This is a genomic window from Streptomyces sp. NPDC007901, from assembly GCF_042959465.1.
Lineage (GTDB): Bacteria > Actinomycetota > Actinomycetes > Streptomycetales > Streptomycetaceae > Streptomyces.
Window position 1 is genome coordinate 200,691 of sequence record NZ_JBIBKW010000006.1, and the last position, 15,020, is coordinate 215,710.

The following is a 15,020-nucleotide window of genomic DNA, read 5'->3' on the forward strand; positions in this document are numbered from 1 at the left end:
GTGTCCCCGAGCCCCGGTTCCTCTGGTCGCGTCACCGCGGTCGACACCTATGACATCCGCTTCCCCACCTCGCGCGAGCTGGACGGCTCCGACGCGATGAACCCGGACCCCGACTACTCGGCGGCCTATGTCGTGCTGCGCACGGACGCGGGCGACGGGCACGAGGGGCACGGGTTCACGTTCACCATCGGGCGGGGCAACGACGTCCAGGTCGCCGCGATCGACGCACTGCGGAACCATGTGCTCGGCCGTTCGGTCGACGAGATCTGCGACGACCCCGGAACGCTCTTCCAGGACCTGATCGGGGACAGCCAGCTGCGCTGGCTCGGCCCCGAGAAGGGCGTGATGCACATGGCGATCGGCGCGGTGATCAACGCCGTCTGGGACCTCGCCGCCCGGCGCGCCGGAAAGCCGCTGTGGCAGCTGCTCGCCGACGCCGAACCCGAGTGGATCGTCCGCCAGATCGACTTCCGCTACCTCACCGACGCCCTCACCCCCGAGGAGGCCCTCGGCATCCTGCGCCGGGGCCGCGAGGGCGCCGGGGAGCGCCGGGCCCGCCTCCTGGAGCGCGGCTTCCCCGCCTACACCACCTCCGCGGGCTGGCTCGGCTACGACGACGAGAAGCTCACCCGGCTCGCCGCCGAGGCGGTCGCCGACGGCTTCCGGCAGATCAAGCTGAAGGTCGGCGCCGACCTGGCGGACGACATCCGGCGCTGCCGGGTGGCCCGCGCGGTCGTCGGCCCGGACATCCGCATGGCCATCGACGCCAACCAGCGCTGGGACGTCGACGAGGCCATCCGCTGGACCAGGGCCCTCGCCGAGTTCGACCCGTACTGGATCGAGGAGCCCACCAGCCCCGACGACATCCTCGGCCACGCCGCGATCCGCCGGGCGGTCGCCCCGGTCAAGGTCGCCACCGGCGAACACGTCCAGAACCGGATCGTCTTCAAGCAGATGCTCCAGGCCGGCGCCCTCGACGTCGTCCAGATCGACGCGGCCCGGGTCGGCGGGGTCAACGAGAACCTCGCCATCCTGCTGCTGGCCGCCAAGTTCGGCGTCCCGGTCTGCCCGCACGCCGGCGGGGTCGGACTGTGCGAACTCGTCCAGCACCTCTCGATGTTCGACTACCTGGCCGTCTCCGGCACCACCGAGGACCGGGTCATCGAGTACGTCGACCATCTGCACGACCACTTCCTCGATCCGGTGGTGATCCGCGAAGGTCATTACGCGGCGCCCACCGCACCGGGCTTCTCGGCCGCCCTGCGAACGGAGTCCGTCGCGGAGTACACCTACCCCGGCGGCACCTTCTGGGCCGCCGACCCCGAAACACAGAAGGGACAGGCGGCATGACCGACTTCGAGGGCCTCAAAGCCCTGGTCACCGGCGGCGCCTCCGGCATCGGGCGGGCCACCGCCGAACTCCTCGCCGAGCGCGGCGCCCAGGTCGCCGTCCTCGACCTCGACCCGTCCTCCGTGGAGAAGCCGCTGCTCGGCTTCCGGGCCGACGTCACCGACGACACCTCCGTGCGGACGGCCGTGCAGAGCGCCGCGGAGGCGCTCGGCGGCCTCGACGTGCTGATCAACAACGCGGGCATCGGCGCCCAGGGCACCGTCGAGGACAACGACGACGCCGAATGGCACCGGGTCTTCGACGTCAACGTCCTCGGCATGGTCCGCGCCGCCCGCGCCGCTCTCCCGCACCTGCGCCGCTCCGCGCACGCGGCCGTCGTCAACACCTGCTCCATCGCCGCCACCGCCGGTCTGCCCCAGCGCGCCCTGTACAGCGCCACCAAGGGCGCGGTCTACTCGCTGACCCTGGCCATGGCCGCCGACCACGTCCAAGAGGGCGTCCGCGTCAACTGCGTCAACCCCGGCACGGTCGACACCCCGTGGATCGGCCGGCTGCTCGGCAAGGCCGCCGACCCGGCCGCCGAACGCGCCGCCCTGGAGGCCCGCCAGCCCACCGGCCGCCTGGTCTCCGCCGACGAGGTCGCCCTCGCCATCGCCTACCTGGCGAGCCCCCTGTCCGGCGCCACCACCGGCACCTCCCTCGCGGTCGACGGCGGTATGCAGGGCCTGCGGCTGCGCCCGGCGGGCCGGTGAACGCCCTCGGCCGGAGCGGCGTCCGGGTCAGCCCCCTGGGCCTCGGCGCCGCAGTGATCGGCAACCTGTACACGGAGGTCCCCGACGAGCAGGCGTACGCCACCGTCGGCGCCGCCTTGCAGCAGGGGATCCGCTACTTCGACACCGCCCCGCACTACGGCCTCGGCCTGTCCGAACGGCGGCTGGGCGAGGCGCTGCGGGGGTACGACCGTACGGCCTACGCGCTCTCCACCAAGGTCGGCCGGCGCCTGGAGCCCGGGCCCGGAGACGGGGACGACCTCGCCAACGGCTTCGCCGTGCCCGACACCCTCCGCCGGGTCTGGGACTTCACCGCCGACGGCATCCGCCGCACCCTGGAGGCCAGCCTGGAGCGGCTCGGTCTGGACCGGGTCGACGTCGTCTACCTCCACGACCCCGACGAACACGCCGAACAGGCCTTCCGCGAGGGCTACCCGGCCCTGGAGAAACTCCGCTCCGAGGGGGTCGTGGGCGCGATCGGCGCCGGCATGAACCAGACGGCCATGCTCACCCGGTTCGTCCGCGACACCGACGTCGACGTGGTGCTGTGCGCGGGCCGCTACACCCTCCTCGACCAGAGCGCCCTCGCCGACCTGCTGCCGGCCGCCGAGGAACGCGGCGCCTCGGTGGTGATCGGCGGCGCCTTCAACTCCGGCCTGCTGGCGAACCCGACGCCGGACGCGACCTACAACTATGCCCAGGCGCCACAGGAGTTGCTCTCCCGCGCGCTGCGCCTCAAGTCGCTCGCCGAACAGCACGGCACCACCCTGCGCGCCGCCGCCCTCGCCTTCTGCGCCGCCCACCCGGCCGTGGCGAGCGTCCTGGTCGGCGCCCGCTCGGCGGCCGAGATCGAGGACGGCGCACGGCAGTTCGCCACGCCCGTGCCCGCCGCCTTCTGGCAGGAACTGCGCGCCACCGGACTCCTGCCCGCCGACGCGCCCCTGCCGACGGAGGGCCCGGCATGAGAGTCGCCCTGCACACCAGGGTCAGGGCGGACCGCATCGCCGCCTACGAGGCCGCCCACCGCGAGGTCCCCGCCGAACTCACCGACGCCATCCGGGCGGCCGGTGTCACCTCCTGGACCATCTGGCGCAGCGGCACCGACCTCTTCCACGTCCTGGACTGCGCGGACTACGGCCGCCTCCTCGGCGAACTGGAGAGACTCCCGGTCAACATCGCCTGGCAGGCCCGGATGGCCGAGCTCCTGGACGTCGTCCACGACTACTCCGAGGCGGGAGCGGACGCCGGCCTGCCCGTCGTATGGGAGCTGCCATGACGATCGACGCCCACCACCACGTCTGGGACCTCTCGGTACGGGACCAGGACTGGATCACCGGCCCCGAACTCCAGCCGCTCCGGCGGAATTTCACCGTCGAGGACCTCGAACCCGAGGCACGGGCGGCCGGGGTCACCGGCACGGTCCTCGTCCAGACGGTCACCGTCGCCGAGGAGACCCCCGAGTTCCTGGCCCTCGCCGACACCCACGAGCTGGTCGTCGGAGTCGTCGGCTGGACCGACCTCACCCACCCCGGCATCGCCGACGAACTCGCCCGCCTGCGCGAACTCCCCGGCGGCTCCTACCTGAAGGGCATCCGCCACCAGGTCCAGGGGGAACCGGACCCGGAGTGGCTGCTGCGCCGGGACGTGCACCGGGGCCTGACCGCGCTCGCGGACGCGGGTCTCGTCTACGACCTGATCGTCCGGCCCCACCAGCTGCCGGCCGCCGTCAAGGCGGCGCAGGCCCATCCCCACCTCACCTTCGTCCTGGACCATCTGGGCAAGCCCCCCATCGCCTCCGGCACCCTGGACCCCTGGGCCACCGCCGTACGCTCCCTCGCCGCCCTCCCCCACACCTTCTGCAAGCTCTCCGGCATGGTCACCGAGGCCGATCCCGCCTCCTGGACGGTCGACGACCTCCGCCCGTACGCCGACACGGTCCTGGACGCCTTCGGCCCGGACCGCCTGATGTTCGGCTCGGACTGGCCGGTGTGCACTCCGGCCGCGACGTACGGCGAAGTCCTCGACGCGACCACCCGGCTGATCACACCGGCCGACCGCACCGCCGTCTTCGAGACCACCGCGACCCGCGTCTACGGCCTCTGAGCCCGTCAGTCGTCCGCCAGCCGCGTCGGCGGCAGGAACTCCCGTACGTACGTCCGCTCCCAGCACGCGCCGGTCTCCCGGAGCTCACGCCAGCTGGTGTAGCGGTAGCGGAAGAGGCGGGCGCGGACGAAGTGCGGGGGCCGGTCGGGCGGGAAGGGGGAGCGGCGCAGCAGCCGCAGGGTGTCGCGGTCGTTCTCCAGGAGGCGTTCCACCAGGCCGCCGAACCACTCCCCGGCGTACGCGGGGGAGAGGGCCGCGAACCACATCAGCCAGTCCAGGCGCAGGTGGTAGGGGGCGAACTGGCGCGGCCAGTGCCGGGGATCGCCCGGCTTGCCCTTGAACTCGTACTCCCGCCACTCCGCGTCCTCGTGCGGTGTCCGGTCCAGGGTGCCCTCGACCACCACCTCGTAGCGGATCCGGCTGACGCTGCCGAACGCGCCGTAGGTGTTGACCAGGTGGAGCGGGTCGAAGGAGCGGTTCATGACCTGCCGGCGGGAGATCATGTTCCGCACCGGGTGGTAGCTCAGGAAGAGCAGCAGGGCGGTCACGGCGAGGACGGCCACCTCGTACCAGAGCGGGGCGGGCGGCGCCGTGCGGTGGCCGGTGGGCAGCCGGACGGCCGACAGGGCCAGGACGATGGTGATCCAGTTCAGCCAGGAGAAGTTGCCGGAGACCACCAGCCAGAGCTGGGTGAGGATCATCAGGGACGCGGCCGCCGTCGCGACCGGCTGGGGGGTGAACAGCAGGACCGGGACCACGAGCTGGGTGACGTGGTTCGCGGCCACCTCGGCCTTGTGCACCGGCCCGGGCAGGTGGTGGAAGAACCAGCTCAGCGGCCCCGGCATCGGCTGGGTCTCGTGGTGGTAGTGCAGGCAGGTCAGCTTCCGCCAGCAGGCGTCGCCGCGCATCTTGATCAGGCCCGCCCCGAACTCCACCCGGAACAGGATCCAGCGCAGCAGGAACAGCACGACGACCGGCGGGGCCACCTCGTCGTTGCCCAGGAAGACAGCGAGGAAGCCGGTCTCCAGGAGCAGGGACTCCCAGCCGAACGCGTACCAGGTCTGGCCGACGTTGACGATCGAGAGGTACAGGGCCCAGGGGAGCAGCCACAGCAGCATCCCGGCCCACAGGGGGAGCAGCGAGTCCGCGCCCGCCAGCAGGGCCGCCGACACCGCGCAGCCCGCCCAGGCGCAGGCCGCGAAGAACCGGTCCGAGTAGTGCAGGTGGAACAGGCTCGGCGCCCGGCGGAACGGGATCCGTTCGACGTACTGGGGGATCGGCAGCATCCCGCGCTCGCCCAGCAGTGCCCGGAACTGCAGCGCCGCCACCAGGAACGCGCAGAGGTACACCCCGGCCAGGGCCCGCTGGAAGACCAGCCGGCTCAGCCAGTACCCGGGTGCGGTGAACCAGTCCACGGCCGTGCGCTCCTGCCTTCTCCATGGTGCGGCCCCGGAGTCCGGACGGGCCTGTCACCCTGTGTACCGCGCCTCCCCGCTTGCGTAACCCGGGCGAGTGATGTGGACAATAGGGGAGGAATTGCCCATAGGGGGTTCCCCTGGCATGGTGGCCCCATGGCTGATCGGGGAGCGCGCGCTCCGTCTCTCCCGGACGACTGGCCCGCCCATCCGGACCACCCGATCCTGGCGCTCAACCACATGGGGACCTTCGACTGGGACCTGGACACCGGTCTGTTCCACATGGACGCCCAGGCGCACGAGGTGTTCGACCTGACCCCCGAGGAGTACGACGGGCGCCCCGAGAGCCTCGCGGTCCGGGTGCCCTCGGCGGAGTCCAGCAGGCTGGACGCGGTGGTGTCCCGGGCCATCAAGGACGGCAGCGAGAACTACGGGGCGTACTTCCGCATCCGCCGCCGCGACGGCACCCCGCGCTGGACCCACACCCAGGGCTACATCCGGCGCGACGCCACCGGCCGCCCGCGCCGGGTCGTCGGGATCGTCCGGGACGCCACCCAGGAGCTGGAGGACAGCGAGGCGCGCAGTCTGCGGGCCGCCCAGGACGAGGCGCTGCGCCAGCAGACCGGCGTCGTCCAGGTGGTCACCGCCGCCCTCGCGCACGCTCGCAGCGTCCAGGAGGTCATCGACGTCCTCAAGGACACCCACGGCATCCCCAACCTGGGCGCGACCAGCCTGGTGATGGGCCTGGTCGAGGCCGGCCGGATCCGGCTGGTCGCCGAGGGGCCGGCGGGCAGCTTCGTGCCGGGCACCCGGATCACCCGGATAGACGAGCCCTACCCGATGGGCGAGGTGGTGCGGACCCTCAGCCCGCGCTTCATCGAGTCCCCCGAGGAGTTCGCCGACGGCTACCCCATACTGTGGCCGCACATCACTGACCTGCGGATCACCTCGGCCGCCTATCTCCCCCTGATCGCGCAGGCCCGCCCGATCGGCGCCATGGGCCTGCTCTACAACGACCGGCTCGGCTTCTCAGCCGAGGAACGCGCCGTCCTGGTCGCCCTCGGCAGCAGCATCGCGCAGAGCCTGCAGCGGGCCATGCTCTTCGAGCAGGAGAAGGACCTCGCCCAGGGCCTCCAGCAGGCGATGCTGCCCCGCACCATCCCCAGCGTGCGCGGCGCCGACGTCGCCGTCCGCTACCGCTCCGCGAGCGCCGGCGGCTCCCTGGGCCGGGACATCGGCGGCGACTGGTACGACCTGATCCCGCTGCCCGGTGGCCGCGTCGGCGCGGTCATCGGCGACGTCCAGGGCCACGACACGCACGCGGCGGCCGTCATGGGCCAGCTGCGCATCGTGCTGCGCGCCTACGCCGCCGAGGGCCACGCCCCGGCCACCGTGATGGCCCGCGCCTCCGTCTTCCTGGACGAGCTCGACACCGACCGCTTCGCCACCTGCCTGTACGCCGAGGCCGACCTCGCCACGGGGGTCGTCCAGGTGGTCCGTGCCGGGCACATCGACCCGCTGCTCCGGACCGCCGACGGCGGCTGCCGCCGGGTCCCCGTCGAGGGCGGGCTGCCGCTCGGCCTGTCCGCCGAGTTCCGGAGCCTCGAATACCCCGTGTCCACGCTGGAGCTCGACCCCGGCGAGACCCTGCTGCTGTGCACCGACGGGCTGGTCGAGCAGCCCGGCACCGACCTGGGCGAGGGGATGCGGGCCCTGACCGAGCAGGTCGCGCAGGGCCCGGAGGACGTACGGGACCTCGCCGACCTGCTGATCGACGTCGCCGAGGGCCGGGGCGGTGACGACGACGTGGCCCTGCTCCTGCTGCGCCGCCGCGGCGCGGACAGCGCGCAGGCCGTCGGGCGCCTCCAGCAGCACGTGGCCTCCGGCGACCCCGAGGCGCTCGCGCTGGCCCGGCACATGGTCCGCGCCGCCGTCCGCGCCTGGGGCGCCGAGGAGCGGGCCGACGAGATCGAGCTGGTCGCCGACGAACTGATCACCAACGCGCTGATGCACACCGAGGGCTCGGCGATCGTCACGCTCCGGGTCCTCGGCGGCAGCGACCGCCGCCTCCGGGTCGAGGTCGAGGACTCCTCCAGCGCCCTACCGCGCCGGCGCGAGGCCGGGGAGGACGGGGTGTCCGGGCGCGGGCTGCTCCTCGTCGACCAGCTCGCCGACGTGTGGGGCGTGGAGGCGCGCGGCGGCGGCAAGGCGGTGTGGTGCGAGTTCCGGATGCCGGAGAAGGCCGACGCGGACTGACCCCGGAAGCCCCGGGTGGCACTCTGGACCCATGCCCGAACTGCCCGAGGTCGAAGCGCTCAAGGACTTCCTGACCGAGAACCTGGTCGGCCACGAGGTCGTGCGCGTCCTGCCGGTCGCCATCAGTGTCCTGAAGACGTACGACCCTCCGGTCACCGCCTTCGAGGGCCGCGAGGTCGTCGCCGTGCACCGGCACGGCAAGTTCCTGGACGTCGAGAGCGACGGCGGGCTGCGGTTCGTCACCCATCTGGCCCGCGCGGGCTGGCTCCAGTGGAAGGACCGGTTGCCGGACGGGCCGCCCCGGCCCGGAAAGGGCCCCCTGGCGCTACGGGTGGCCCTGGAGACCGGTGCGGGCTTCGACCTCACCGAGGCCGGCACCCAGAAGAAGCTCGCCGTGTACGTCGTACGGGATCCGCAGGAGGTCCCGGGCATCGCCCGGCTCGGTCCCGACCCGCTCGCCGCCGACTTCGACGAGGCCCGGCTGGCCGCCCTGCTGAAGGACGAGCGGCGGCAGCTCAAGGGCGCCCTGCGCGACCAGAGCCTGGTCGCCGGGGTCGGCAACGCCTACAGCGACGAGATCCTGCACGCCGCGAGGATGTCCCCGTTCAAGCTGGCCGCGTCGCTGACGCCCGAGGAGGTGCACGGCCTGTACGAGGCGCTGCGCAGCACCCTCACCGAGGCGGTGGAGCGCTCCCACGGCCTGGCGGCGGGCCGGCTCAAGGCGGAGAAGAAGAGCGGGCTGCGGGTCCACGGCCGGACCGGCGAGCCCTGTGCGGTCTGCGGCGACACCATCCGCGAGGTGTCCTTCAGCGACTCCTCGCTCCAGTACTGCCCGACCTGCCAGACCGGTGGCAAGCCGCTCGCGGACCGCCGGATGTCCCGGCTGCTCAAGTAGCCGGCGGTCATTTGGGGTCGATGCTCACGAGACGCTGCCCGTCGGCGTTGCGCACCTCGTAGTGGTCGATCTCGTCGGGGTGCATCGAGGAGCCGCCCGTCATGGTGCTCACCCGGTCGTCGTGGTCCCGCTCGGCCCAGGTGGTCACGATCTGCTCGGAGCCGTCCCGGCCGATCGCGATCAGCCGGCAGGAGCGCGGCCCGTCCGCGTCCTTCACCTGCAGCTCGATGTCGGTGCCCGAGTCGGTGTCCGCCGCCCTCACCTGCGCCCACACGCCCGACTGCGCGTCGGTGGTCGCCGCGACCTGCACGGTCGGGGCGGCGTCGTGGCCGACGTAGCTCACGATGCCGGGCCCGGCGACCGCAAACACCACGGAGGCGGCGAGGCCGTAGAGCAGCCTGCGGCGCTTGGCGCGGTGCCGGGTCGCGACCTCGGTCAGCAGCCGGTCCAGCAGTCGGGGTCCCGGCTGGGCCATGGGGTGCACGAAGCGCGGCGTGGCCCGGCGGTACAGCATCAACTGCCGTGCCGCGGGGCCGAATTCAGTCACGTGTGCCGCGCAACGAGGGCACTCCATGAGGTGGTCCTCGAAGCGGAAGGCCTCCGCCTCGTCCAGCACGCCGAGCGCGTACGCGCCGACGTCGCGATGCCTTTCCAGGGACCTCATGACGAATCCTCGTGCCGAAGGGTGGGGGTGGGGTTACTCGTTGTTCCTTGCTCCCACCCGTACGCAGTCGGCAGCCGTTTCACTCAAGCCACGTACAGAATCGTAATCAACGGATTCGGAGCGGCCGGGCCCGCGGATTGGTCCTGAATCAAAAAAGATGGATGGCGAGGTGTCCGAGGGGCAGACCGAGCCGCCAGGCGGGGGTCCACACCTTCGGTCCGTCGTCCTCGCCGAAGACCGAACCACCGCCCGGCACCGCGTCCAGGTCGGGCGCGAGCAGCTCGGTCTCCTCCAGCCAGCGCCAGGCCGCCTCGGCCAGATCCAGGTCCGGTGACGGCCCGCCCGACCGGACGGCCTCGGCGCTCAATCCGTTCATACGTTCCGCGACCCACTCCTGCCACGGCTGGTCGTACGCCGTGAGCGAAAGCCAGTTCTCCAACTGGGAGACGACCCGGATGCCCGACAGTTCGCCGTCCGTGTCGGAGAGAAAGATGGTCAGCGCCAGCGCGTCACGGCCGGCCCGGAACTCGAAGGACGTCGGTGGCATGAGATCGCCGGTGCGCAGCAGCTCGTCCGCGATGTACTCGGCGTACAACCACGCCATCGGGACCGCCAGTTCCCCGCTCCCGGCCCCGTCCGTGCTTTCTTGACCTCTGTGCAGCATCCCGTCCTGCCTTCCTCCGGTGCGCGCGTGGCCCCGACCCCGGGTCCGTCCCTCTCCCGGTGCGGAACACGGATGAAGACAGCTGATTGCTCAAACACGGTCCTCAGCAAGGCGCTTTACCGAGGTTTGACCTGACTTACGGTTTCATCGCAGGTCGGGTGCGTAACCGGGAAGGACCCGGCGCAGGGCGCGCAGCGCGTAGTAAGCGCGCGATTTCACGGTACCGGGTGGGATGCCGAGGGCCTCGGCGGCCTCCGCCACACTCGCCCCCTGGAAGTACACCAGCACCAGGACGTCACGGTGTTCGGGAGTGAGAGTCTTCACAGCCTCCCGTACGTCCAGCGCCGCGGCGGCGCGTTCGGCGTGGTCGCCGACGGCCCGGGTGTTCTCCAGCACCGCGTCGGGCACCTCGGGCGGCCGCGCCTGCCGGGCCCGGCGCGCATCGATGGCGAGCCGCCTGCCGACCGTCAGCAGCCAGGGCCGTACGGAGTCGAAGGCGTCCGCGCGCAGCGCCTCGGGATGCTGCCAGGCGCGTACGAGCGTCTCCTGGACGAGATCCTCGGCCCGCTGCCGGTCCCCGTCGCTGAGCCGCAGCAGCAGCGCGAAGAGGGGTCGGCCGTGCTCGCGCTGGAGCGCGGCGAGCTCGTGCTCGGCGGTCGTCGTCCCGTGGGGAAGCCCGTGGGGGAGCCCAGGGGAAAGGGTTGTTCCGGCCGTCATGGCCGTATGGCATCGCAGGGCCGGGCCGGGGGACAGGGGCCGCACAGGGATCTGCGGCGGACGGTCGATCGCGTCGGCGAACGGTGCGACGAACGGTCCGTCACCCCCCGTACCCGACCCGGATGGGTCAATCGGGGCGCCTGAGTTGTTTGCGGTCCCGCTCACCTTCGTACCCATTGATCTGTAAATAGGACGAGCCTTGCGACTCTGGGGTGCTCCTGATGATCAATCGCAGACGACAGGCGGCCCTGGCCCTGACCGCCCTCCTCGCCACCGCGGCCGCCTGCCAGAACCACGAGCGGCAGGAGGGCGGCGCCCCGCCCGGCCCTCCGGCACCGGCCGTGGCCGCCGCCGGCCGCTTCACCCTCGTGGCCTCCGGTGACGTGCTGCCGCAGAAGTCCGCGATCGACCACGCGAACCTCGACGCGGGCGGCAACGGCCACGACTTCGGCCCGATGCTCGCCGGCGTCCAACCCGTGGTCTCCCGCGCCGACCTGGCGCTCTGTCACCTGGCGACCGTCTCCGGCGCGGTCGGCGACGAGTCCGGCCGCACCTCGCCGCCGCAGCTCGTCCAGGCCCTGGCCGCGGCCGGCTACGACGGCTGCTCCACCGCCTCCGACCGCGCCCTGGACGACGGCTTCGCCGGTGTCCAGCGCACCCTCGCCGTCATGGACCAGGTGGGTCTGAGGCACGCGGGTACCGCCCGCACCGAGTCCGAGGCGGGCACCCTCACCCTGCTGACCGCGGGCCGCGCCCGGGTCGCCCACCTCTCGTACACCTTCGACGTCAACGGCAACTCGCTGCCGCCCGGACAGCCCTGGGCGGTCGGTCTGCTCGACGAGAACCGCGTCCTCGCCGACGCCCGCGCTGCCCGGAAGGCCGGCGCCGACGTGGTCGTCGTCTCCGTGCACTGGGGCACCGAGGGCAAGGACGCCCCCGACGAGCAGCAGCTCACCCTCGCCAAGCGGCTCACCGCGTCACGCACCGGCGGCCGCCCCGACATCGACCTGATCCTCGGCACCCACGCCCACATCCCGCAGGCGTACGAGAAGATCAACGGCACCTGGGTGGTCTACAGCCTCGGCGACCAGATCGCCGGCGAGATGTACAACAGCCAGGGCCGCCAGGACCCGCGCGGCAACGAGTCCACCCTCGCCCGCTTCACCTTCGCCCCGCCCGCGCGCCCGGGCGGCCGCTGGGAGGTGGCCAAGGCCGAGTTCGTCCCGCAGCTGTACGACCTGGACGCGGGCCGGGTCGTCGACCTCAACGCGGCCATCGCCCAGGGCGCCGACTACACCGCCGCCCGCGACAGCATCCGGGACATCGTGCTCAGCCGCGGGGCCGAGAAGGACGGGCTGGTGATGGGGGAGTAGCGGCCCTCACTCCACGTCCACGTGGTCGAACGTCCTCAGCAGCTGCTTCAGCACCCGCACGCACGCCGCGATCTCGGCGTCCGTCAGATCGCCGCCGACCTGCCGGTTCAGGGCGTGCTCACGGGCGAGGACCGCGGTGATGACGGTCCGGCCCTCGTCGGTGAGCCGGATCAGGGAGGAGCGCTGGTGCGCCGGGTTGGGGGTCACCTCCGCCCAGCCGCGCGCCACCGCGTCGTTCACCGTGCGCTGCACGAACTGCCGGCTCAGCGCCATGATCCGGCCCATCTGGGGCACCGTCATGGGCTCGTACCGGCGCAGCAGGTCCAGCACGGAGCGCACGCCGACGGAGGCCCCCTCGATCTGCTCGCCCTGCTCGATCTTGCGGAAGGCGCGCCGGTAGAGCGGGCCGATCAGATCGAACACCTCGGTGATGCGGTCGCCCAGCTCGTCCGGGGGGAGGGGCTTGTCGATGTCGTTCACCCGGCCATCATGCACCCCGGCCAACATGACAACCCAGTTGTCAAAATCCCAGAAAGATGACACCTTGGTTGTCATGAATGGTGCTGCGGACCTCCGCTTCCTCCCGTCCTCCGACGGCGACCTCGCCTACCTCGACACCGGCTCCGGCGCCCCGGTGGTCCTGCTCCACTCCGGGTACGTCGACCACCGCTTCTGGCACGAGCAGATCCGTGTGCTCGCCGCCGAGTTCCGGGTGATCGCACCGGACGTGCGCGGCCACGGCTGGTCCGCCAACGCGAGCAGGCCGTTCCGCTGGGCCGACGACCTCGCCGAACTCCTGCGCGGTCTCGACGCCGGGCCCGCCGTCCTCGTCGGGCTGTCCATGGGCGGGGTGATCGCCACCGACACCGTGCTGGAACACCCTGAGCTGGTCCGTGCGGTGGTCACCTGCGGCGCCGCCACCGGCGACTTCCAGTACACGGACCCGTGGCACGAGGCGCTCCGGGCCGAATACGCCCGCACCCTCGGCGCCGGTGACATCGAGGGCTGGCTCGACGCCTTCGTGAAGGTCGTACCGGGTGAGCACCGCACCCTCGACGCCGTGGACCCGGAGATCCCGCGCAGGCTGCGGGAGATGGCCCTGCACTCCATCTCGAAGCACACGCCCGACGAGCCCGACCGGCTGGTGCGGGTGACCGACTCCTGGCCCCGGCTGCCGAAGATCGACGTCCCGGTCCTCGCGATCAACGGCGGCCTGGAACCCGCCGACCTGCTCGCCGCCGCCGAGCGCCTCGCCCGCGAGGTCCCGGACGGCCGCGCCGAGGTCGTCGAAGGAGTCGGCCACTATCCGAACCTGGAGAAGCCGGAGGTCTTCAACGCCCTCCTGCTCGACTTCCTCCGCGCGCTCTAACGCCCGGCCAGCCGCGACCGCTTGTACGAGTAGCCGAAGTAGATCACGCACCCGACCACGAACCAGACCGCGAACCGCACCCAGGTCTCCCACTTCAGGAACGTGATCAGCCAGACCGAGAAGACCACACCCAGCGCGGGCACGAACGGCATCCACGGCGTGCGGAAGGAGCGCGGCAGCTCCGGCTGCCGGTAGCGCAGCACGATCACCGCCACGCACACCACCACGAACGCCAGCAGGATGCCGATGTTGGTGAGTTCGGCCGCCTCGCCGATCGGCACGAACCCGGCGAGCAGCGCCGACGCCACCCCGACGATCCAGGTCACCCGGGTCGGCACGTGCCGTGTCGGGTGTGTCTTCGCGAACCATGTGGGCAGCAGCCCGTCCCGGGACATGGCGAACCACACCCGGGTCGCCCCCAGCATGAACGTGAACATGACAGTGAGGATGCCGATGATCGCGCCCACCGCGATCACGTCCGCGAGACCGCTCAGCCCCACCGACTTGAAGGCCGTCGAGAAGCCGCTCTCCGGGTCGATGTCCTTGTAGTTCTGCATGCCGGTCAGGACCAGACAGGCCGCCACGTAGAGCACCATCGAGATCGCCAGCGAATAGATGATCGCCTTCGGCATGTGCCGCTGGGCGTCCCTGGACTCCTCGGCCGCCGTCGACATCGCGTCGTACCCGAAGACCGCGAAGAACACCGTCGCCGCCCCGGTGAACGCGCCGCTGATACCGAAGGGGAAGAAGGGGTGGTAGTTCGCCGTGCTGATGTGGAACACGCCGACACCGATCACCAGCAGCACCACGAGGACCTTGAGGACCACCACGAACGTCTCGAAGCGGGCCGCGCTGCGGATGCCCTGGTTCAGCAGGTAGGCGATCAGCAGGCAGAGCACGGCGGCGAACAGGTCCACCCGGTGGCCCGCCCTGGTGCCCGGGGCGCCCAGCATCCAGTCCGGCAGGTTCGCCCCCATCTCCTCGACCAGGAAGCCGAAGTACCCGGAGATGCCGATCGCGACCACCGCCACGATCGCCGTGTACTCCAGGAGCAGGTCCCAGCCGATGAACCAGCCCGCGAACTCGCCGAGCACCGCGTAGCCGTACGTGTACGCCGACCCCGCCTTCGGGATCAGCCCGGCGAACTCGGCGTACGACAGCGCGGCGCAGGCGCTCGCCAGACCGGCGATGAGGAACGAGACCAGGACGGCGGGACCGGCCGTCTCGTTGGCCACCGTGCCGGCGAGGGTGAAGATGCCCGCGCCGATGATGCCGCCCACGCCGATCGCCGTCAGTTGCACCAGCCAGCGACCGGTCCAGCCGGGGGCCCTCGGTGACCTCCGTCTCCTCGATGTGTTCGATGGGTTTGCGACGGAGAATTCCTTCCCCCATGCGGAGCTTGGCCATGTGCCTCACCTCTTCGCCGATCGCGAACGGCTGACGG

Annotated in this window: 14 protein-coding genes and 1 pseudogene; 9 read left to right on the forward strand and 6 right to left on the reverse strand. The window is 71.8% G+C overall.

Translation table 11 applies throughout. The features are described from left to right. The 5 genes from ACFZDK_RS21285 to ACFZDK_RS21305 are packed head-to-tail and all read left to right on the forward strand — an operon-like array spanning position 1 to position 4,223. Entirely contained in the window at positions 1-1,350 is a 1,350-nt protein-coding gene (locus tag ACFZDK_RS21285) for an enolase C-terminal domain-like protein (RefSeq protein WP_390974530.1), read from the forward strand. Then, the gene (locus ACFZDK_RS21290) at positions 1,347-2,102 is read left to right on the forward strand and encodes an SDR family oxidoreductase (protein WP_390974531.1); all 756 of its coding nucleotides are present in this window, start codon (positions 1,347-1,349) and stop codon (positions 2,100-2,102) included. Before ACFZDK_RS21285 ends, ACFZDK_RS21290 begins: the two co-directional genes overlap by 4 nt. Further along, a complete protein-coding gene (locus ACFZDK_RS21295) occupies positions 2,099-3,085 on the forward strand; it encodes an aldo/keto reductase (RefSeq protein WP_390974533.1) in 987 nt (328 codons plus the stop codon). Before ACFZDK_RS21290 ends, ACFZDK_RS21295 begins: the two co-directional genes overlap by 4 nt. Further along, entirely contained in the window at positions 3,082-3,396 is a 315-nt protein-coding gene (locus ACFZDK_RS21300; RefSeq protein ID WP_390974534.1) for an L-rhamnose mutarotase, read from the forward strand. Before ACFZDK_RS21295 ends, ACFZDK_RS21300 begins: the two co-directional genes overlap by 4 nt. Further along, positions 3,393-4,223: an amidohydrolase family protein gene (locus ACFZDK_RS21305; RefSeq protein ID WP_390974536.1), complete on the forward strand. Its 831-nt coding sequence runs from the start codon at positions 3,393-3,395 to the stop codon at positions 4,221-4,223. Before ACFZDK_RS21300 ends, ACFZDK_RS21305 begins: the two co-directional genes overlap by 4 nt. A gap of 5 nt (positions 4,224-4,228) precedes the next feature. Here ACFZDK_RS21305 and ACFZDK_RS21310 read toward each other — a convergent pair whose 3' ends face one another. Further along, positions 4,229-5,638: a lipase maturation factor family protein gene (locus ACFZDK_RS21310; protein ID WP_390974537.1), complete on the reverse strand. Its 1,410-nt coding sequence runs from the start codon at positions 5,636-5,638 to the stop codon at positions 4,229-4,231. Positions 5,639-5,794: 156 nt separating this feature from the next. On the opposite strand from ACFZDK_RS21310, the gene ACFZDK_RS21315 reads away from it, so the two are divergent. Together ACFZDK_RS21315 and ACFZDK_RS21320 are read left to right on the forward strand one after the other, a co-directional pair. Continuing rightward, positions 5,795-7,894: a SpoIIE family protein phosphatase gene (locus ACFZDK_RS21315; RefSeq protein WP_390974539.1), complete on the forward strand. Its 2,100-nt coding sequence runs from the start codon at positions 5,795-5,797 to the stop codon at positions 7,892-7,894. Between the two features lie 31 nt (positions 7,895-7,925). Continuing rightward, on the forward strand, positions 7,926-8,789 hold the full coding sequence (locus ACFZDK_RS21320) for a DNA-formamidopyrimidine glycosylase family protein (protein WP_390974541.1): 864 nt from the start codon (positions 7,926-7,928) through the stop codon (positions 8,787-8,789). Positions 8,790-8,796: 7 nt separating this feature from the next. Here the strand turns inward: ACFZDK_RS21320 and ACFZDK_RS21325 are convergent, their stop codons facing one another. The 3 genes from ACFZDK_RS21325 to ACFZDK_RS21335 form a co-directional block, all read right to left on the reverse strand. After that, entirely contained in the window at positions 8,797-9,453 is a 657-nt protein-coding gene (locus ACFZDK_RS21325; protein WP_390974542.1) for a zf-HC2 domain-containing protein, read from the reverse strand. A 148-nt stretch (positions 9,454-9,601) separates the two neighbouring features. Then, positions 9,602-10,117 (reverse strand): hypothetical protein, encoded by a 516-nt coding sequence (locus ACFZDK_RS21330; RefSeq protein ID WP_355711101.1) that lies wholly within the window; start codon positions 10,115-10,117, stop codon positions 9,602-9,604. Positions 10,118-10,261: 144 nt separating this feature from the next. Further along, complete coding sequence (locus tag ACFZDK_RS21335; RefSeq protein ID WP_390974544.1) at positions 10,262-10,834, reverse strand: sigma-70 family RNA polymerase sigma factor; 573 nt, start codon at positions 10,832-10,834, stop codon at positions 10,262-10,264. Between the two features lie 221 nt (positions 10,835-11,055). Between ACFZDK_RS21335 and ACFZDK_RS21340 the strand changes: the two genes are divergently transcribed. Further along, the gene (locus ACFZDK_RS21340; RefSeq protein ID WP_390974545.1) at positions 11,056-12,207 is read left to right on the forward strand and encodes a CapA family protein; all 1,152 of its coding nucleotides are present in this window, start codon (positions 11,056-11,058) and stop codon (positions 12,205-12,207) included. A 6-nt stretch (positions 12,208-12,213) separates the two neighbouring features. On the opposite strand, the gene ACFZDK_RS21345 is transcribed toward ACFZDK_RS21340, so the two are convergent. Beyond that, on the reverse strand, positions 12,214-12,687 hold the full coding sequence (locus ACFZDK_RS21345) for a MarR family transcriptional regulator (RefSeq protein ID WP_390974547.1): 474 nt from the start codon (positions 12,685-12,687) through the stop codon (positions 12,214-12,216). A 73-nt stretch (positions 12,688-12,760) separates the two neighbouring features. Here ACFZDK_RS21345 and ACFZDK_RS21350 point away from each other — a divergent pair, with 73 nt between their 5' ends. Further along, positions 12,761-13,576 carry an alpha/beta fold hydrolase gene (locus ACFZDK_RS21350; RefSeq protein ID WP_390974548.1) on the forward strand — a complete coding sequence of 272 codons (816 nt, stop codon included), beginning with the start codon at positions 12,761-12,763 and terminating at the stop codon, positions 13,574-13,576. On the opposite strand, the pseudogene ACFZDK_RS21355 reads toward ACFZDK_RS21350, so the two are convergent. After that, positions 13,573-14,983 (reverse strand): annotated as a pseudogene (locus tag ACFZDK_RS21355) (amino acid permease). The gene ACFZDK_RS21350 and the pseudogene ACFZDK_RS21355 sit on opposite strands and share 4 nt — an antisense overlap. Positions 14,984-15,020: the final 37 nt, after the last annotated feature.